This is a genomic window from Paenibacillus sp. JNU01, assembly GCF_059130585.1.
The window spans coordinates 6,370,335-6,390,201 of the sequence record NZ_CP169723.1 but is presented as its reverse complement, the minus strand read 5'-3'; the positions used below and the strand labels follow the sequence as shown (position 1 = coordinate 6,390,201).

Annotated in this window: 14 protein-coding genes; 4 read left to right on the top strand and 10 right to left on the bottom strand. The window is 45.8% G+C overall.

The window, feature by feature from the left end; genetic code table 11:
* Positions 1 to 99: 99 nt before the first annotated feature.
* From NLBNIHML_RS28090 to rpiA, 3 genes are read right to left on the bottom strand one after another with little or no spacing between them, the layout of a single operon-like run.
* A complete protein-coding gene (locus NLBNIHML_RS28090) occupies positions 100 to 561 on the bottom strand; it encodes a MarR family winged helix-turn-helix transcriptional regulator (RefSeq protein ID WP_339241344.1) in 462 nt (153 codons plus the stop codon).
* Between the two features lie 15 nt (positions 562 to 576).
* Entirely contained in the window at positions 577 to 1,176 is a 600-nt protein-coding gene (locus tag NLBNIHML_RS28085) for a GNAT family N-acetyltransferase (protein ID WP_472478762.1), read from the bottom strand.
* 25 nt (positions 1,177 to 1,201) lie between these two features.
* Positions 1,202 to 1,873 carry a ribose-5-phosphate isomerase RpiA gene (gene rpiA / locus NLBNIHML_RS28080; RefSeq protein ID WP_472478764.1) on the bottom strand — a complete coding sequence of 224 codons (672 nt, stop codon included), beginning with the start codon at positions 1,871 to 1,873 and terminating at the stop codon, positions 1,202 to 1,204.
* 508 nt (positions 1,874 to 2,381) lie between these two features.
* On the opposite strand from rpiA, the gene NLBNIHML_RS28075 reads away from it, so the two are divergent.
* Both NLBNIHML_RS28075 and NLBNIHML_RS28070 read left to right on the top strand, forming a co-directional pair.
* Positions 2,382 to 4,124, top strand: a complete 1,743-nt coding sequence (locus NLBNIHML_RS28075; RefSeq protein ID WP_339243008.1) for a methyl-accepting chemotaxis protein — start codon at positions 2,382 to 2,384, stop codon at positions 4,122 to 4,124.
* Positions 4,125 to 4,203: 79 nt separating this feature from the next.
* On the top strand, positions 4,204 to 7,881 hold the full coding sequence (locus NLBNIHML_RS28070) for a non-ribosomal peptide synthetase family protein (RefSeq protein WP_494354771.1): 3,678 nt from the start codon (positions 4,204 to 4,206) through the stop codon (positions 7,879 to 7,881).
* 112 nt (positions 7,882 to 7,993) lie between these two features.
* On the opposite strand, the gene NLBNIHML_RS28065 is transcribed toward NLBNIHML_RS28070, so the two are convergent.
* The 3 genes from NLBNIHML_RS28065 to NLBNIHML_RS28055 all read right to left on the bottom strand — a co-directional run bounded on the left by NLBNIHML_RS28065 (position 7,994) and on the right by NLBNIHML_RS28055 (position 9,897).
* Positions 7,994 to 8,614 carry a TraX family protein gene (locus NLBNIHML_RS28065; protein WP_339303044.1) on the bottom strand — a complete coding sequence of 207 codons (621 nt, stop codon included), beginning with the start codon at positions 8,612 to 8,614 and terminating at the stop codon, positions 7,994 to 7,996.
* A 75-nt stretch (positions 8,615 to 8,689) separates the two neighbouring features.
* Positions 8,690 to 9,190, bottom strand: coding sequence for a GNAT family N-acetyltransferase (locus NLBNIHML_RS28060; protein ID WP_494353285.1), 501 nt, complete (start codon positions 9,188 to 9,190; stop codon positions 8,690 to 8,692).
* A 233-nt stretch (positions 9,191 to 9,423) separates the two neighbouring features.
* Positions 9,424 to 9,897: an RbsD/FucU family protein gene (locus tag NLBNIHML_RS28055; protein WP_339241332.1), complete on the bottom strand. Its 474-nt coding sequence runs from the start codon at positions 9,895 to 9,897 to the stop codon at positions 9,424 to 9,426.
* Positions 9,898 to 10,155: 258 nt separating this feature from the next.
* Here NLBNIHML_RS28055 and NLBNIHML_RS28050 point away from each other — a divergent pair, with 258 nt between their 5' ends.
* Both NLBNIHML_RS28050 and NLBNIHML_RS28045 read left to right on the top strand, forming a co-directional pair.
* Positions 10,156 to 10,578, top strand: coding sequence for a MarR family winged helix-turn-helix transcriptional regulator (locus tag NLBNIHML_RS28050; protein WP_339260350.1), 423 nt, complete (start codon positions 10,156 to 10,158; stop codon positions 10,576 to 10,578).
* Positions 10,579 to 10,607: 29 nt separating this feature from the next.
* On the top strand, positions 10,608 to 11,945 hold the full coding sequence (locus NLBNIHML_RS28045; protein WP_494353284.1) for an MFS transporter: 1,338 nt from the start codon (positions 10,608 to 10,610) through the stop codon (positions 11,943 to 11,945).
* Positions 11,946 to 12,102: 157 nt separating this feature from the next.
* Here NLBNIHML_RS28045 and bcbE read toward each other — a convergent pair whose 3' ends face one another.
* From bcbE to yicI, 4 genes are all read right to left on the bottom strand, one after another.
* Positions 12,103 to 13,401 (bottom strand): bacillibactin exporter BcbE, encoded by a 1,299-nt coding sequence (bcbE, locus tag NLBNIHML_RS28040; protein WP_472478772.1) that lies wholly within the window; start codon positions 13,399 to 13,401, stop codon positions 12,103 to 12,105.
* A 159-nt stretch (positions 13,402 to 13,560) separates the two neighbouring features.
* Positions 13,561 to 16,431 carry a glycoside hydrolase family 3 C-terminal domain-containing protein gene (locus NLBNIHML_RS28035; protein ID WP_494353283.1) on the bottom strand — a complete coding sequence of 957 codons (2,871 nt, stop codon included), beginning with the start codon at positions 16,429 to 16,431 and terminating at the stop codon, positions 13,561 to 13,563.
* 19 nt (positions 16,432 to 16,450) lie between these two features.
* Positions 16,451 to 17,461 carry a phosphotransferase gene (locus NLBNIHML_RS28030; RefSeq protein ID WP_494353282.1) on the bottom strand — a complete coding sequence of 337 codons (1,011 nt, stop codon included), beginning with the start codon at positions 17,459 to 17,461 and terminating at the stop codon, positions 16,451 to 16,453.
* 78 nt (positions 17,462 to 17,539) lie between these two features.
* Positions 17,540 to 19,858 carry an alpha-xylosidase gene (gene yicI, locus NLBNIHML_RS28025; protein ID WP_494353281.1) on the bottom strand — a complete coding sequence of 773 codons (2,319 nt, stop codon included), beginning with the start codon at positions 19,856 to 19,858 and terminating at the stop codon, positions 17,540 to 17,542.
* Positions 19,859 to 19,867 lie beyond the last annotated feature (9 nt).

Here is a 19,867-nt window from a genome sequence, read left to right as displayed (position 1 = left end):
TGCATGTATAGAACAATCTTCCTATATTATGGAGGGCCTTGCAAGCCAGTCAGCCAGTATAAGCCTTTACTTTTGGTTCCACAAAAAAACTGACCTGCGTTATGAACGCAAGTCAGTTTTCCCTTCTGCCGCCAGTCCCAGCTTCTTCAACATCCGAATCGCATCCACTTTCTCGGAAGGATCAAGTCCTTCCAAAGCATCGATGATGACCTGATGGTGTTGAGGAAATATCTGTGTGAACAATTCTCTTCCTTCATCGGTTAACTCAGCGTAAATGACACGCCGATCTTCCTTGGATGGTCGACGAAACAGCAGATTTTTATTTTGCAACTTATCTACAACATACGTAATATTACCACTGGACATTAGCACTTTTTCACCAATCTTTTGCAATGCCTGCGGTCCCTTATGATATAACAAATCAAGCACACCAAATTCTGTCGTATTCAGTCCGTGACTCTGGATGTCCCGATTGGAACGTGAGGTCACAGAATTGTAGGCCCGAACAAGAACCACGAATAATTGTAAAGACAGTTCCCGGTTGTCCTCCGTGTTCAGCATTTCAATAATCCTCCATCAGTTGTTTACATTTCGGCTCGTATGAGGAGCCAGCTTCTGCTCCCACTCCTCACGGAGCATTCCCATACGAATTGAATCATAGTACTCCCCACGAACGATACGACACTTCCGCATTCGCCCTTCCACCTGTAATCCGGCTTTTACGGCCGCACGCATCATTCGTTCATTACCAGACCAAGTAGTCAGTCCAACGCGAACCAAAGGAAGATGTTCGAACAAATGACTTGACCACATGACAAGTGAACGTGTACCAACCCCGCGTCCCCACTGGGCAGATCTGTATATTACAATCCCCATTTCCAGCCACATGGATAACTCATCTTCTATATAATAGCTGATCGTGCCCACAATTTGTCTGTCGGATTCAATGATACGGATCGATACCGGTTTGGAATCACTTGCATCAACGTCCAATCGTTTGAGCATACCTTGTTCGAAACTTTCATAACTTTCGTGTTTAAGTGGGTAATAAGGTGCATCCCATTGCTTCCATTCAGGTACGTCATCACAGTAGATCAATTCATAGAGTTCTTTCAGATCCTTTTTCTCCACACACCGGAGAACAAGTTCACCATCCACGATGGGTAGTTCTTTCATGAGATGTAACGCACCCTCTTCCATATTAAGAACGATGGAGCTCTTCGATACTGCCGTCCGCTTGGGCAAGAATGACTGTGCTCGCCATATCCACAAAAAGTCCGTTATCAACAACACCTGGTAACATGTTCAATTGAACATTAAGGCTCGCGGCGTGATCAATCGCTTCCATATGACAATCCGCTATCAGGTTTCCGTTGTCTGTCAGATAACGTTGCTGTCCATCCATCCGCCACTGTGGTTGACACCCCAATTTTTCGAGGGCCTGGAAGGTCCACTCCGAAGCAAATGGAACAACTTCAACCGGAAGTGGGAATTTACCCAACTTTTGCACGGCTTTGCTGCCATCCGCCACAATAATCAATTTGTCACTATTGGCCGCCACGATTTTCTCACGCAAAAGAGCCCCTCCTCCCCCTTTGATCAGGTTAAATTCGGGATCTACTTCATCAGCGCCATCAATGGTCAGATCCAGACGTCCAATCTGGTCAAATGGAATGATAGAAATCCCCCATTCACGGGCAAGCTTGTCCGAAGCCTCTGAAGTGGCAACCGCTTGAATGTTCAATCCATCACGTACACGCTCACCGATTCGGCAGATGGCATAATAAGCTGTCGAACCTGTACCCAATCCAACCTTCATTCCATCTTCAACATATTCCGCCGCACGCTCTGCTGCTATCTGTTTAAGATTCATCTATAAACCCCCGCTGCTCATAATTTGAGAAATGCATATGTAGTTATTATAGATAAAACCGCTTCCGATGTATATCCGTGCCTTCTGTTGCATCTTTGCCATCTATTTTTGTTTTGTTGAAGGATGTTTTTTTACCCACCATGTTATAGAATACAGAATGAAGCTAAAAAATGGGAAATTTTAAAATAAACAGTTCTAAATACCTATAAACCGTCTGATATGTCCATAAATACGTAAAATATTAAAAAAAATTTAACGATACTATTCAATTTAACGACATTTTATACGACATATTAATTATAGATGTGTTTTAATAATTAGACACCTATGGTTCATACGGTACATAAGTCTCTACGAAAGCGACTGATAAACCAAGACCATGGTCGCATAAATTTCCTTTGGAGGGGATCCCGGAATGATCTAGTTCACTGTACCAAAGCAACCTAAAGTTTCTTAATTTAAAGAAGATCAGGAGTGGAATTTAGTGAAATCATTAAGTTGGAAAAGCATGTCGTTTTTCTCCAAAAATTTGTTACTCTCATTTACCAATATCATTATCATCGGGGTAGCACTTATCGCAAGCAGTTACTATTTTCAAAAAACAGTTCTTGTTGATCAACTGCATGGACAGGTGGAACAAATCACCAAAAAATGGGCTGAAGATATCAATCCTGCCGAGGTACAAGCTGCTATTGCAGAAGGCAGCTATGATGGAGCAGCACAAACGAAATTACGAGCGTATTTTGATGAAATGCAAGAATATTATCCTAACATTGCACAAGCCTACATCTTCGGTGTTGAGCTCGGTGGCGATAACAAGAGATTAACTTCCCTTGTAGCGATGCCGACCAACCTAAGAGAGGCTTTTCAAAGTGAGAACGTAAATATAGGTGACATGTATGAGCAGCCGGTCGTTGTAGCCAACGCACTGAAAGAAATGCTTAATACGGACCGCCCTACATTCACCACATTCTATTCCGATGATTTCGGAACTTGGACAACCATTGCATATCCGATCAAAGACAGCAACGGTAAGATTTTCTCATATTTTGCCATTGATGCAGATGCATCAGCCGTACCCGCAGGACTTAACTCCTTGCTAAAAAACGGAATTATCATCCTTGTGGCTTTCTTGCTATTATTCCTGATTATCCAATACCTTGTGGTTAAAAACACCCTTTCCCCTATCCGTCATTTGATCAAAGGAATTGATGACGTCAGTCGGGGTAATTTGAATGTCAACATTCCGACAGGCAAAGACGATCTGGGACTCGTTAATGAGAAGTTCAACACCATGGTTCGCAAAATCAACGATACTATCGTTAAAGTGCAAATCACATCACAAGAAGTTAATCAGTCTGCCAAAGAGTTATATGAAGTTTCCGAACGCAACAGTGACAATGCAGATTCTATCAATAACAACGTAACTCAAATCACTTCCAACATTCGTTCACAGGAACAGGCAACCCGAGATAGTGCACGTGCCATGTCCGAGATGGCTACTGTAATCCAGACAATTGCCACCAGCTCCGCTAGTGTAGCGGATGAAGCCTATGAAATGGAACGTCGTTCACAACAAGGTAACAGCGTTGTCCGTCAAGTATCCGAACAGATGAACCTGATTACCGAATCGGTTAAGAATACTGCTTCTGCCATTGAGGTTCTGGAGAGTCGTTCACAGGAAATTGGCGATATTCTCAATATTATCTCGGGAATCTCTAGCCAAACAAACTTGCTTGCCCTGAATGCCTCCATTGAAGCAGCACGTGTTGGTGAAGAAGGAAGAGGATTTGCAGTTGTTGCAGGTGAAGTACGCAAACTTGCCGAGCAGTCTGAACAAGCGACCAGCCAGGTTGGCGTATTGATTCAGGAGATTCAAGCTGGAATCAAACAAGCTGTACGTGCTATGGAACAAGGTACGTCAGAAGTAGATACAGGGCTCAGCGTAGCCGATCAAACAGGTCAACTGTTCGAAGACATTTTAGAAGCAGCGAAAAAAGTATCTAATCAGATTCAGGAAGTATCAAGCGCGACGGAAGAAATCTCTGCGGGTACTGAAGAAATGACCGCTACAGCAGAGGACTTGTCTTCAAGCGTAAGCAAGACTGCAAACAGCAGTGAACAAATTTCCTCATCTGTTGATGAGCAAAAAGCATCTTTGATCACACTGGTAGACTCCTCCACACGCCTTAACAGCATGTCCGAGGAACTCCAAGAACTAATCTCTCATTTCAATGTAAGCAAACAATAATTCAAATCCACAAACATTCGGTTTGAACCAAGGAGGAATAACTGAAGTGATTGAAAACCAACCATCTTCTAGCCATTCCATGGAATCTAGCTTGCCCGTTCTGCAGATTCCACTGGATTTTGGGCGACGTCAACAATCATTCTCTTATCAGTCTGCTCAAATCACATTACATGATTCTCTGAGCCGTGATCTTAAACAGAAGTTTGGAGAACAGATGGTGTACCCGGTACTCCTCTCAGCTTATGCAGCCTTGTTATACCGATTGTCAGCTGAACAGGAACTTGCCATAGGTATACTTGCCCCCGATCAGGCAGCTTCCTATCTTTCTTTACAGATTCAGGGTAAATTGACCTTCAACCAACTATGTCATCAGGTTTCAGAGCAGCTCAAGATTGAATACACGTTGCAAAACGGTGGATACCCTGAAACGTTGTTCATGCTGAATAGCGTACAGTTGCCTCAAGCACCACAAATATTAAATTGGAATGTTCGAGATGATGATCGGAACATGCTCATCCTTGATCTGTTCTATGATAGTTCACTGTTAAAAGAGTCTACCGTGCTGAGATATGCAGAATATTATCAGACTCTTCTACTCGCCCTCGTTCGTGACGGTGAGAAAGCGATCGGTACGGTGGATATTCTTTCCGCCTCAGATCGATTGTTATACCGGGAGATGAATGATACTTCCGTGCTTGAACCAGAGAATCAGACGGTCCATGGATGGTTCGAAGCAACAGCAGCAGCATATCCGGATTCGCCCGCGATAACATCACCATCCCAAAGTTATACGTACAGAGAATTGAATGAACGAGCGAATCAGGTTGCACGCGTTCTGTTATCCAATGGATTGCAGAAAGGTGAATTCGTCAGTATCTTTATGGATCGAAGTCTGGAGACCATCATCTCCCTGCTGGGTATTCTGAAGGCAGGGGGTGCATATGTTCCAATTGACCCTGAGCATCCAAAAGAACGTAACAGTTATATTGTGGAAGATACGGCGTCTTCATTCGTGCTGACAACGGAAGCCTCTTTTGCACAAGCTTCCAGCTTGTTCTCCAATATAGCTACGGTCCGTCAGATTCTCTCTGTGGATGGTCGTCTAGCCGGATTTGCAGCAAGCAACCCCAATCTGGATATCCAGCCAGATGATCTTGCGTATATTATCTACACGTCAGGGTCGACCGGTAAGCCCAAAGGGGCGCTGATTGCCCACCGGGGTGTAACCAACCTTGGCAGTGTGGTTCAACGTGATTGTGACATTCAACCAGGTGATGTATTAACCCAGTTTGCTACATACAGCTTCGATGCATCCGTGTGGGATACCGTTGGCGCCTTGTTCTATGGAGCAGAATTATATCTGTTGTCTGCGGAAGAACGTGTATCTGTTGAAGAATTCGCAAGTGCAATTGAACGGACAGGAACAACGATCATTACGATCCTGCCTACGATTTTCTTCAATCAGCTTGCTTCCTATTTATCCGATGAAGGTTTCCACAAGCTGGCCAAAGTCAGAATCATTACTGTAGCCGGAGAAGCGCTCTATGGTGAGCAGGTTCGTGCCTTCCAGCGTAAATTTGGAAACCAGATTGATATTGTTAATGTATACGGACCTACCGAATGTACAGTAGCCACAGCCACTCACCGCATCAGTGAGCAGGTTCCAGAACATGTGGTGAACATCCCCATTGGTAAACCGATTCATAATTACAAAGTCTACATTGTGAATGAAGAACAACAGCTCTGTCCTGCTGGTGTACCTGGTGAAGTATATATCGCTACCCCTGCACTGGCCAAAGGTTATCTGAATCAGCCAGAACGTACAAAGCAAGCATTCATTGAGAACCCTTTTGCAATAGGTGAAAAAATCTACAAGTCTGGCGATATTGCCAAATTGCTGGATACCGGGTTACTGGAATATGTTGGTCGCAGTGACTCACAGCTAAAAATTCGGGGACACCGCATTGAGATCGGCGAGATTGAAGATCACTTTGCACGGCTTGATCAGATTCAGAACGTTGCGGTCATTCCAAAGAAAGAATCGGATGGACAGAATATGCTGGTTGGGTATTTTACATCAAAAGATGGCAGTACCCTTTCTGTTTCCGACATCAAGGCAGCACTGACCGCGAAACTTCCTTCTTATTTTGTACCAAAGTGGATCTGTCAGTTGGATGAAATGCCGATTGCACCGACTGGAAAAATCAATCGCAAAGCGATGGTATCCCTGCCTCATGTGGAACGACATGAAGACCGCCCTGACCGGGTTCTGCCGGAGACAAAGACGGAATCCATTATCCTAGATGCATGGAAAGAAATTCTTCAACACGACGACTTCGGTGTCGAAGATAGCTTCTTCAATATCGGTGGTGATTCACTCCGGGTCATTCATGTACTCGTCATTCTGAAGCCACATTACCCGCAGCTGAAAATTGCCGACTTCTTTGCCGAGAAAACAGTCCGTGCTCTTGCTCGTCGCGTGGAAGTACTGTCACAAAGTACAGCAGAAGTAACGCATTCGACGGTGACGGATGACATGATCACACAATTATCCGAACACCCTGTGGAACTGGCGTCCCAGTTGGGGTATCCGCTCATTCGTGAACCTGAGCATGTGTTACTGACCGGAGCCACCGGTTATCTGGGTTCTCATGTGCTTCAACAGTTAATTCTGAATTCCAGTACACGAATCTACACGCTGGTCCGTCGACCATCCAATGGAATAACTGCAATGGAACGTTTGACTAACGTGCTGGAAGGATATTTCGGCAAACAACTGACTGATCAACTATCTTCCCGCGTGGAGATTATTGAAGGGGATCTCGAACAACCTAATCTCGGTCTTTCAGCTGAACAAACGGCTTATGTCCATGAACGAATTGATCGTGTCATCCACTGCGCAGCAGACGTACGTCATTTTGGAGATGCCGATCAGTTCGCCAAAACAAATGTGGAAGGAACGGTCGCCTTGCTGGATCTGATTCGTAGCAAACCTGGGGCCTCCTTCCACCATGTATCCACGATGGGCATTCCGGAAGATCTCGCACTCAGCGGACAATGGGAATCCTCCCTGCAATATGATCGGTTCCCGGCTGACTTGCATGTGGACAACCTGTATTCGGACAGCAAGCTTGAAGCCGAGAAAGTACTCATGATGGCGGCCGAGGAAGGTGTACCTGTCAGCATTTATCGTGCAGGTAATCTAACTTGCCACTCGGAAACGGGACGCTTCCAGTCCAATATTGATAGTAATGCCTTCTATCGCATGATCAAAGCCATGTTATTGCTTGGCAAAGCGCCTGCGGCAGACTGGATGGTTGATTTCACACCGATCAACTATGCAAGTGAAGCCATTGTTCATCTGGCCTTACGTCAGGATACAGCCGGCCGTGTGTTCCACATCTGTAATCCGGAGCCGATCCGCTATGATGAGCTGATCCGTTCTGTGAATCGGGCTGGTTACAATGTCGAGACACTTCCTTTTGCCGAGTACACCCGTTGGCTGTTCGATGCCAGCATCAGCAAGGAGCCGGAAGCTCTTCAGTTGGCTATTGCACAGCTTGAAGGCGACGGAGCGAAGGATTCAGCTTATGTCTATGCTTGTCCTGTCACAACGGCTTATGTGGAACCTGCCGGAATCTCATGTGCGAAAACAGATGATCGATTCATCTCCGTCATGTTAGACTACGCTGTTCAGATTGGGTATTTCCCCGCCGCGATTCGGCGCCAGTATGGCACTTCAACAGCAATGGAGTAAGTCCACTCTAGCATCAACCTGATTAATATATATAGCCACACAGAGAAAAGCCATCTTATCGTCATTCACTGACGATAAGATGGCTTCTTCACTTTGCATTCTGGGCATTATTTTATATCCAGCGAATGATTGCAATGACGGCGAGGTGAGCTGGATAGAAATAGCGCCAGACCCAACGTGGCCCCTTCATCCGGAATCCTGCTTGGTAATACTGAGCAACAGCAATACCAGCGGTGGCCAACACGCTATACATTTGCACAGAGCTATGATGCAGCAGAAGATATAGTGCATTTAACACAACATGTGCCATGACAAGCACAGGACCTTGGAAATAACGGAATAACAGAACTAATAACAACCCGTACATTCCGTAATCCATTTGGCTAATTTCCATGAACCAACCTGCCCCAATGACGATTGGAATACCCAGTAGACGGGATGGCAGTTTATCGATAACGAATAGAACCAACAGGGCAGACCACAATGTCCATACCACGTTCAGAGAATAATGATTAAACGCAGCCATGAACGGCACCTGTGATATTATCGCAATCCAGAACAGACGCCATATGTATTTTTGTACATCTCGTGTATGTTTATAACCGATATACACTGCAAAAGCATAGATTGGAAAAGCGATACGACCTATAATTCTCAACTCTATAATATGTGGAAAAAAGACAGCCCCTATATGATCAATTAACATCGTGATCATGGCAATCCACTGCATCATGTTGCGACTCCCCTCCCTCGTTCCCTATTACGGGTCTGCCATTCATTTATATCATGCGCTTTTTTAAGCACCCTCTTATACATTAAGTTCATAATACATGAATTTGGTATCCTGTGCATATCCTTCGGATTCATATAAAGCTTGCGCTTGCGTGTTAGTTAACTCAGTAGAAAGTGATATACGAAGAACTCCACGCTCAGATGCCAATTGCTTGGCTGCTTGCAACAGTTTTCTTGCAATGCCTTTCTGACGAAAATCAGGATGCACATATAGATCATTAAGCACCCAGATCGGCCCCATCGATACCGAACTGAAACTGGGATACAGCTGAACGAATCCGGTACAACTCAAGCCATGCGAACTTGGCATACCATTACAATCATCTTTCCCTTGATCACTTTCCACATCGGTTTCTGCTACCAAAATCACCGAGTCATGGCGTTCCATTCGTTCTTTAATATACTGACGTGCCGCCTCAATGTCAGCATTCTGATTGTAGAACACCCTGTACTCATTGAACAGTCGACCCACTTCATTGCATTCTGGAAGACCCGCTTGTCTGATTCGTTGCTGCACTTCACTCAACTCCTTTAATTGGAGACCAACGTCTCATCCTTTGTGATCTTTATATTTTAAAATAATCCCTTCTCTTTCCCCATTCATCATCTGTATCAAAGTTTGTAGTATCTTGGGCATTGAGCTGAATATTCGTTCGTCCATGCCAATTCTGAACATTTTGTTATACTGCCTTGTTATTGGCAAAAATAAAAAGGCGACCAAAGCATCCGCTGCTCCGTCGCCGTAAATATTCAGTTCGATTCAGCGTTCTGTTGTTGCTGACCAGGATCAGCATCAGGGAAAATGACGCCTTTCTTCAGAATCAGATTGGCATATTGTGCACGCTCACCCGTTGCAACAATCACATAGGCATTCGAAGCACGTTTATAAAAATCAAATCGCTCTTCATGATCCAATGCATCCGTGATGCCTTCATATTCTTCAATTAAACGGCGGTAGTCTTCCCATATGATCGGTACCACCTGATCCCCCTTTACAACCTGCATGACAGCAGCGGGACGCTCAGCATAGGTATCCAGTGGGTATAATTGCAGGATGGCTTCCAATAGTTCGACAACTCCCAGTGCATCACAGCGCACCAGTCGCTTGGCATGACTCGCTGCCGGGAAATTGCCGTCAGCCAGCACCAGCTCGTCCCCATGCCCCATTTCAGACATAATTTTGAGCAATTCTGGAGGAATTATTGCAGGGATATTCTTCAGCACACACAGCTCTCCTTGGTCTTCTCCAACAGCGGTTAGAGGAAATTGGTTTTCTCATTCTTCAAAAGCACGATGAACTTGCATTGAATCGAAGCGGTTTCATTACCATTCTAACAGTATTTTTTAATCCATGCATAGTGCTCCGGCTTGACTGATATGGAATATTTCATTTTGACAAAAATACTTGTTTCACATATAGTTGTTATAACAACTAATTGGTTCAGAACTTTTTATGATGGAAAGCGAGGTCTCGTTAATTATATGGACTACACACTTGAACAGTCTGTCGGATTCATGTTGGGTTTCACGCATCGTAAAGCGGTAGCCCTACTCGCAATGCGATTCAAACCTTATGATATTACAACAGAGCAATTTTCTGTGCTGTTTAATGTTGACCGTGGGGAAGGTGTGAATCAGAAAGAACTCGCTTCACGTGTCTTCAAAGACCAGCCCACCACAGCCCGGATTATTGATCTGCTTGAGAAAAAGGGTTTGGTAGAACGCCGGACCAGTGAACACGATCGCAGAGCCTATCTGTTATACCTCACCAAGGAAGGCAAAGCGTTAATTGATGTCCTCGTTCCGATCGAAAGAGAAATGAATAAAGAACTTGCTGAAGGTATATCCGAAGACCAGATGGAAGCATTTAAACATACTCTTTCCCTCATTAACCGCAACTTGTAAGAATCACAACTCAGGGGGAATACGTCATCATGAAAGAACAATCTACACAAGTTAGGCTATGGACCACCGATTTTATTTTGCTAATGCTATGCAACTTTTTGTTATTTCTACAACTGCACATGATCGTCTCACCACTTCCGTCTTACGTTCAGGAGCGATTTCACGCTAATGCATTTGAGGTCAGCCTCTTCACCTGTCTGTTTGCACTAAGTGCCATTGCAGCCCGTCTCTACTCCGCGAAAGCACTGGAGAAGGGTCTTCGTAACGCCATGATCTATATCGGCCTCTCCGTAGCCCTGCTGGCAACGCTCGGCTATTATTTTGCTGCGGGCATAGCCGTGCTTTTATTGCTAAGAATGTTATTTGGTATCGGGTTCGGTATGAGCAGTACCGCTTTTCCAACAATGGCCTCGGACATTGTGCCCGTCAAACGAATGGGTGAAGGCATGGGTTACTTCGGGCTATCAACTAGCCTGGCCATGTCCATGGGACCCATCATAGGGGTGACTCTGCTCCAGGGTGCCGGATTTGTAACCCTGATGTTATGTACTGCTGGTGTTCTCGCTGTAATCTATCCACTTAGTTACACGCTGACCCGTAAAAAAGCCGCCAGAAACAATAACAGTGAACGTATCATTCCACAAGCTACTACAAGTGATTCAGGATCCAACCCAAAACAAAAGACACCGTTCAACCGCAAGCTGATTCTGCCCAGTGTGCTGAATTGCCTGTTATCCATCACCTATGGTGGGCTCGTCGGATTCATCGTCTTGTATGGTAAGGAAGCCAATCTGGCCAATCCTGCGCTGTTCTTTTTGTTTAATGCACTCGCCGTGTTATTGGTTAGACCCTTTGCTGGACGAATCTATGACAATAAGGGTCCAAAAGCACTGCTGATTCCAGGAGCAATCTTCATTGCTGCCGGACTCATTCTACTCTCATATGCATCCTCCATGTCGGTCCTGTTCATTGCTGCCTTTTTATACGGGATAGGCTATGGTTCCATGCAGTCGTCTCTGCAGACCTGGATGATTCAAGTCGTATCTCCTTCTCAACGTGGCATGGCTAATGGCATGTTTTTGAACTCGCTGGATCTGGGTATTGCGACAGGTGCGCTTCTTCTTGGGGCCATTGCGGCCATAACGAGTTATACCGATATGTACCGATATTCCGTGATGTTTATGATTCTGTTCTTGCTTATATATCTGATTCAGGGAAAACGAAGCGGCAGCTTCTCCATAGAAGCTCATGCTCTGCTCACTCATACTCATATCCCTGCAACGGATTCACCTCCAGATCAGAACAAGGATTCATCTGGAGCCATCCATACCGAAACTAGTCAGCCAGATAAAAGCAAACACGACTGATTGGTTACATTCATTCTGAACATAAAAACGCGTTTACACCGAGAAAGCAAATCACCCGCTTTCTTAGACGTAAACGCGTTTTTTTATTGGAACAGATCTGAATATTAAATCGACTTAAGACAGCCTGGAAATGAACGTAGCATACAGGACCTTCAATTTAAAGTGGACTTTTCTTGCGCCTTATCGGTGCATAACCACTACTTGTCTCCATTCGATCGATGTGCCGTTCCTGTTTCTGTCCGCTTCCTGAAGTAGGTTGGTCTCCTTTATCCGGCTTAACTGCGAATAATGTAAGTAGTCCTCCTACAGCTGCAGAAGCAGCAAGCACACCAAAAAGCAAAAAATGTTGTTTGCCAATGAGCAAAGAAACAACAGGTGGGCCGAGTGATACACCGATGAATCGCATACTACTGAACAAAGCCGTAATCGTACCTCTCTGCTTCTTGTCCACACCTTCTGTAATTAGAGCATCCAGACATGGTAAGGTTGCCCCTATTCCCGCACTTCCCAATGTGAATAGACCCACGACTACGTAGATATTATCGAAAACGCCAATAACACCCAGCGAAACGGTTACAAGAATAAGTCCTGTGAAACCAAGCCACTTCATGCGAGGTTTACTCTTTCCAATCCACTTCCCTGCGAAAAAGGAAAAAAGACACAGTGCCGCTAGTGGAATGGCAAGTACGAGACCTTTAACAATGCCCTTCATGGCGAACTCGCTCTCCAATGTCTCGGATAGATAATAAAGCACACCAAAAAGAATAAACATACAAATTCCACCGATCGCAAACAAGGCGTACAACCAGCGTCCTTTTTCTTTTAGTACATCCTTAATGGAAGCCACAAATTCTGTAAAGGTGGGCGGTTTTTCTTTTTTCTTTGGTGTTTTCACCAAGAATATAACCAGGATCAGCGACAGAACACAGAGTACGGGAATAGCCATAAAAGGTAGGTACCATAACCAAACAGCCAGTGCTGCTCCCAGAATTGGACTTAACACTTTACCAAATGTATTCGAAGTTTCAATGATTCCCAGGCTTTTAGATACCTGATCTTCATCATTGAACATGTCCCCAACCAAAGGAATCACAATCGGGAATGCCCCCGCTGCTCCGACCCCCTGCAATAACCTGCCACCTAATATGGTCCAGTAGGCTATATTTCCGCTTAACATCCATGCAGCCACACCAGCTACAGCTCCCCCAACGGCTGCAATGATGAGACTCGGAATAATGACTGCTTTTCTGCCAAAACGATCAGACAAATACCCTGCAAGAGGAATAAGCAGGATGGCAACTACAGCGTAGACTGTAATGAGCATACTGACCTTAAATGCAGATACCTTCAACTCACGTTCAATCTGTGGCAGGATCGGTATAAGCATGGAGTTACCCAAGGTCATAATTAAAGGGATGGAAGCAAGTGCGACGAGGTCCCACTTTTTATCGTTCATACCACAACCACCTTTACAGATTCTACACACAACAGCATTATTGTGCTTGTTTCGGAGGTTGATTATTCAGGACATGCTGGATGTTACCGCTTGTTCACACAAATAAGCTGCCTGCACATATTAGTGCATGACAGCTTATTTGGCTCATAATGTCTAGAACTACACCAATCTAAAGTGGCGTAACGCTGCTCCACCTTTGAAAATAATATACAGCTCATTCACCTGATGTGACGCCTCAAGCGAACACTGGACCGTCGTCCACTTGATATCTTTCCCATTCACACTGCCTCCGGGTCCAGAAACCACACACACACCGAGCAGTTCGCCCTCCAGTCCTCCAGAACGAATCTCCAGTCTGCCCTCTTCCCCATAAGCTGCCACTCTGGCTTCAAATCCTTGTATGTCCTGAACAGCGTTATGGTTGAAAGCGATCCAGGATGACTGACCATCGCGATACAAAGGTTCTTCCCGAGTGATTGCCCGAACTGCCGAACGTCCTTCCAGACATTCATCCAACAGAACACCTCTACAAGCATCGTAATTCTCGGCAAAGGTAAGCATGTGCAGCGGACGATCAGGAATCGTCTCACCTTCAATCTGAATATCTGCCGACTGGCGTATATCGGCGGAAGAACGCCCTGCCAGGATGGCCCAGGTCGCTGTCTCCAGGCAGTATCGATCTCGGGTAACATCCCATAGCGCCAGCTTCTGAACAGGAACCTCGAAACCTATTGTAACACGCGTCCCTGCCTTCACATGGATACGACGAAAAGCAAGCAGTTGCTTCTGAGCACGCTTCACTCGCGAGGTATATGAAGATCCATAGATTTGCACGACTTCATCACTATCACGTTCACCTGTATTGTGTATCTCCACTTCAATCTTCAAATGATCTGTGTTGGTATCTTCCACCGGGGCACTACGACTTACACGAATCGCCTCGTATTCAAACTCCGAATAGGTCAGGCCATGACCAAATGCATATTGGATCGGTCCTTGATGATACATATAGGTCATGCCACTCTGAATAATGTCATAATCCATGATGTCAGGAAGCTGGGATTCATCTGCATACCATGTCATGTTCAGTCTGCCTGCCGGGGCATAATGACCTAACAGCACATCCGCAAGCGCATTACCCAATTCCTGACCTGCATGTGTCATATATACAATTGCCCGGGCAATACCTTTCAACTCCTGCAAGGCAAATGGATAACTGCCCATAATGACAACCACCGTATTGGGATTAGCCTCACACACGGCTTTGACAAGTTCGACCTGATTCGGCGGAAGCAGCAGACTCGGGCGGTCGATTTCTTCTTTGCCATTGATGTACGGGCTGTTGCCAACAACAACGACCGAAGCCTGACTGTCATGTGCCGCTTCCACGGCTTGTTCTATTCCGCGTGCCACAATGTCGATCTCAAAAACCGCTGGTTCTGCCTGTGGTGACACTGGCGATAAAGCAGAATGTCCCTGATGTTCGCTCATTCCAACGGGAATACCATTCCACGTCCGCAAGATGTTACTGCCATTCGTTTGGGGATCAATTCGAACAACTTCCTTCACAAACCAGCCGCCAATCTCTGGTGCGTTTGCCTGATAGACGCCTTGCTCGGTCAAACTAACGTATCGATGATTGTTCACACTTCTCAGCGTATGACTTCCCGAGCCCCAATCCTGATGTACAAACTCGGCGGCTGTAGGTGCACTGTCCTCCGGTACGGCGACGAGAATACCTTCCGCTTCCAAGGAAATAACCTGTCCGTCTGCTGTCTTCAACTGAATACGGTCATTTCCATCTGTATACGTTACGTCAGTTTGGGGTAACCGATTACGTAGTCCATCGAGGACGGATACACGATAAGGCAGCGTGCCACTGTACCAATCGGTATAGACCACATCGGCAAGTGGTCCAATGACACTGATCTTCTGTAATGCTTCCGGCTTCAAGGGAAGTAATCCATCATTTTGCAGTAAAACAATGGATTCGGCAGCAGCACGATAACTGAGTTTGGCGTGCTCCGGTGCACATAGTACCGACTCAGGTATAGACGCATAGGGGTTGCGTCCGGATTGATCCAGTTGTCCGAGACGCATCCGTACACCGAAGATGTTACGAATCGCTCGGTCCAAATCAGCTATCTCCAACAGCTCCTGCTCAAGAGCATCTTCCAGAGCAGATACGACTAGATCAACCTCATCCGTAAGACAATCCACTCCTGCCTTCAACGCACCTGCTGCGGATTCGGCATGACTGGTGTGATAACCATGATAGTTCACTGTCTGAGACAGATCCCCTCCATCACATACAATAAAACCTGGCATCGCCCACTCACCCTTAACCACATCATTCACATATGGACTCTCAATGGCAGGTGTACCATTGATGGAATTGTAAGCTGTCATCATGGACAAGGCACCGCCTTCCACAAATGGTGTCTCAAAGGCTTTTAAATAATATTCCCGCAGATTCCGCGGATCGATGCTCGATGAACAATTCAGCCGATCTTTCTCATTATTATTGGCAAAAAAGTGTTTCAATGTTGCGACCATTTTCAGATAAAAAGGATCATTTCCCTGCATACCTTTGACGAGAGCTGCCGACATTTCACCCGTAAGAACCGGATCTTCGCCATATCCCTCTTCCGTTCTGCCCCAGCGAGGGTCACGTTCAAGGTCAACCGTCGGTGCCCACAAGGTTAACCCGTGAACTTCTGGATTACGGTGATGGTATGCCCTCGCCTCATCGCCAATGACTGAACCAATCTCTCGCATGAGTCTCGTATTCCAGGTACTTGATAGACCGAGCGGTTGCGGAAATACCGTTGCCTCTCCTTTCCATGCAACCCCGTGGGCAGCTTCGCCCCCAACGTTGTAGGCTGGAATGCCCAGTCTTGGTACAGCCGCTTCGCGAGTAGGTATTAGTCTGATCTTCTCTTCCGTTGTTAATCGTGCAATCAGGTCATCCAACCGTTCCTCAAGTGAACGTGATGCATCCCACATCGGGTATTGATGATACTCCTTCATCCTTCATTCCCCCTGCGAATTAGTGATGTGCAAGTTGCTTCCATTGCTCAAGTAAATCCAGCGTACGCTGGCGATACTTCTGACCATCTTCAGGTTGATTGACCTGATGTTCATGAACGTAAGCATTAAAATATGAAGACAGTATTCGGTACGCAAGTCTCCGTGCCTGTCCTTCTGGGGACGGGTCCAGTGGATGATCATATCCCTCATGAAAAGCCACCGATTCTGTCGACAATATGGCTTCATACTCCCTGTCGGCAAACATGGAACGATCTCCATCAATGATGGCCGCAATGTGTAGCTCACCCTTTTCCTCATGAACAAGCACATTCGCTTCCCACAGGTCATTATGAACCAGTACCGGACGGGTTACCTGATCAAATAAGTCTTTATTTTTCATGAATATAGCTGCGATCTCTTCCCCCACACCTGGCATATAATCGACTTGTGCCGCTTTGAGTGCCGTTTCTTCAGCAAAAGAGTGCAGCACCTCGGACCATTGATTCGAGCCTTTAATCGTCCCATCTCCTTGTGGCCAGCCAAACGATGCACCCTCGATCTGATGCATGATGGCGGTATACGCACCAAGCTGATGATACAATCGCTCTTTGTCCATGCCTGAAATCGATGCGTGATCTAATTGCTTACTGGGAATAAACGTCATAAACATGTACGTTCTTGGAATGATGGACCCGCTATCATCACAGGCGATAATGTTTGGAGCAGGAATGCCTGTCTTACGGTAGTATTCATACACAATCGGTTCAGCTGCCATCATCGTACGTTCGAACGAAAAGAGGGGATCACTCGCAGAACCGGCTGCCATCTCTCCCCGCTCTGGAGCCAAACGTAAAATCACATCCGTATGGGTTGCATGATCAAGTTGAATCCGATAGGTTGTATTGAAAAGCCCTCCTTGCAGGAGTGCAAAACCCTTCACTTTGGTATCGCTTCCAAAAGTATTCTCTACCAATTGATGCAGCATCTCAGCCGATATCGTACAGTGTAAACCTGAATTCATCATACTCATTTCATTCAATCTCCTATCATTGTAGACAAACAGACGGCACCTTGAGGCACCGTCCTTTCATCTATCTACTATATCACTTTACAGTTGAATTGTAAGCGAGGTTGCGCCTGCTGCTGCCGTAATAACAACACCAGTTGAACCTGACACTTGGGAACCACCTTCAACGCTGGATACACTCTCCATGCCGCGAAGCACCAAGTTCCATGGTTTGCCCGCGCCTTCAGCACGAACGTCCAGTACTGATCCATTACGTGTAACGTTAACTGTCAGTTCCTGTTCAGCTGCCTGGTTCACAACAACCGCTTGAGCCGTTTGACCATCAGCCAGTTCGAACAAGTGCAGGGACACATCATTCGCAAAGTCATAATCCGGTTTATGATCTACAGCACCGACAGCAATCAGGCTGTTTGGTTTAACCATCATTGGAAGCGTTTTGAAGTCATGATTTTCACTGATCCAACGTCCACCTTGTACTTTCGCTCCTGTCAGGTAGTTCGTCCAAGTTCCTTCAGGCAGGTAATAACGCACATCGCCTTCCTTGTTGAAGATTGGCGCCACGAGAATTGAATCACCGAACATGTATTGCGTATCCAGGTTATATGTTGTTGGGTCCTCCGGGAAATCGAGCAGCATTGCACGCATCATCGGAATACCTTTTACCGTTGACTCCACCGCAGAATTGTACAGGTACGGCATCAGGCTGATTTTGAGTTTGGTAAAGTCACGAACAACGTCCACGGATTCCTCGTCAAACAACCAAGGCACACGATACGAAGTGCTGCCATGCAGGCGGCTGTGTGAAGATAAAAGTCCGAATTGTACCCAACGTTTGTATACGTCAGGGCTCGCTGTGCTTTCGAATCCGCTGATATCATGGCTCCAGAATCCGAAACCGGAAAGCCCAAGTGAGAGGCCACCGCGAAGCGATTCAGCCATCGATTCATATGTGGAAGAACAGTCTCCGCCCCAGTGAACCGGGAACTGTTGACCACCGGCTGTTGCAGAGCGTGCAAACAGGGCAGCTTCGTTTTTGCCAATCTTCTCTTCGAGCAATTCAAATACAGCTTTGTTATAGAGCTGTGTGTAATAGTTGTGCATTTTAACCGGATCAGAACCATCAAAGTACACGACATCTGTCGGAATTCTTTCACCGAAATCTGTCTTGAAGGAATCTACACCTTGATCCAGCAGGACTTCCAGCTTGCTCTTATACCAATTCACAGCATCCGGATTCGTGAAATCAACTAGAGCCATACCTGCTTGCCACATATCCCATTGCCATACGCTGCCATCGGCTGTTTTAACCAGATAACCGTTCTCCATACCTTCATCGAACAAGTAGGATTTCTCTGCAATATATGGATTGATCCAGGCACAGATTTTGAGACCCTTCTCTTTCAGACGTGCAAGCATGCCTTCCGGATCCGGGAACATCGCTTCATCCCATACAAAATCAGACCATTGGTATTCCTTCATCCAGAAGCAGTCAAAGTGGAATACAGACAGCGGAAGATCACGTTCAGCCATGCCATCTACGAAATGGTTAACGGTTGCTTCATCATAATCTGTTGTAAATGATGTGGTCAGCCACAGACCAAATGTCCATGCGGGTGGAAGTGCTGGTTTACCTGTCAATTTCGTATAATTATCCAGTACATCCTTCGGATTGTCGCCGCCGATAATGAAGTACTCCAACGTCTCCCCTTCTACACTGAACTGTACTTTAGATACGTTCTCAGATGCAATCTCATACGATACGCGCTCCGGATGGTTTACAAATACACCATATCCTTTATTGGACAGATAGAAAGGAATGTTTTTATAGGACTGTTCACTGCTTGTACCGCCATCTTCATTCCAGGTATCTACGATTTGACCGTTTTTAACAAACGGTGTGAAGCGCTCACCGAGTCCGTAAACGTATTCACCAATGCCAAGATCAAGCTGCTCGCGGAAGTACGCTTCCTTGCTCGGACCTGTAATATAACCAGCCGCTCGTTGACCGCTACCAGTAATGCGTTTTCCTCCATACAGGAAGCTGACGTCCCAACCGTTTGTTTTATCGATTTGAACTTCCAGATTGCCGCTTTTCAGAACAGCCCCTTGTTCATTTTTGGAGATGTCAACGTTTGCATCTTGCGTATTCAGCTCAAATACAGGGCCTTTTTTCACTCCGCCTTTATGGTGATTCAACGTTACTCGAATAACGTTAGGCATAGGTGAGCTGTACGTTGCTTTCAGCAATGTACCATTCAACGTGTCGCCTTTGCTACGAATATATTTAGTTGCCGCATATACGGTCAAGGAATTTTCTTTTTGTACAATATCACGAATGTCAGTCGGGTTTTGAATCTGATACCCTTCACGAGTCATCCAGAATCCATCAGTAAATTTCATGTTTTCTTT

Bases quoted from the DNA above. Each gene is read 5' to 3' on its own strand.
- NLBNIHML_RS28090 (WP_339241344.1), bottom strand. From the start codon at position 561: ATGCTGAACACGGAGGACAACCGGGAACTGTCTTTACAATTATTCGTG.
- NLBNIHML_RS28085 (WP_472478762.1), bottom strand. From the start codon at position 1,176: ATGAAAGAACTACCCATCGTGGATGGTGAACTTGTTCTCCGGTGTGTG.
- rpiA (WP_472478764.1), bottom strand. From the start codon at position 1,873: ATGAATCTTAAACAGATAGCAGCAGAGCGTGCGGCGGAATATGTTGAA.
- NLBNIHML_RS28075 (WP_339243008.1), top strand. From the start codon at position 2,382: ATGTCGTTTTTCTCCAAAAATTTGTTACTCTCATTTACCAATATCATT.
- NLBNIHML_RS28070 (WP_494354771.1), top strand. From the start codon at position 4,204: ATGGAATCTAGCTTGCCCGTTCTGCAGATTCCACTGGATTTTGGGCGA.
- NLBNIHML_RS28065 (WP_339303044.1), bottom strand. From the start codon at position 8,614: ATGATGCAGTGGATTGCCATGATCACGATGTTAATTGATCATATAGGG.
- NLBNIHML_RS28050 (WP_339260350.1), top strand. From the start codon at position 10,156: ATGGACTACACACTTGAACAGTCTGTCGGATTCATGTTGGGTTTCACG.
- NLBNIHML_RS28045 (WP_494353284.1), top strand. From the start codon at position 10,608: ATGAAAGAACAATCTACACAAGTTAGGCTATGGACCACCGATTTTATT.
- bcbE (WP_472478772.1), bottom strand. From the start codon at position 13,401: ATGAACGATAAAAAGTGGGACCTCGTCGCACTTGCTTCCATCCCTTTA.
- NLBNIHML_RS28035 (WP_494353283.1), bottom strand. From the start codon at position 16,431: ATGAAGGAGTATCATCAATACCCGATGTGGGATGCATCACGTTCACTT.
- NLBNIHML_RS28030 (WP_494353282.1), bottom strand. From the start codon at position 17,461: ATGAGTATGATGAATTCAGGTTTACACTGTACGATATCGGCTGAGATG.
- yicI (WP_494353281.1), bottom strand. From the start codon at position 19,858: ATGAAATTTACTGATGGATTCTGGATGACTCGTGAAGGGTATCAGATT.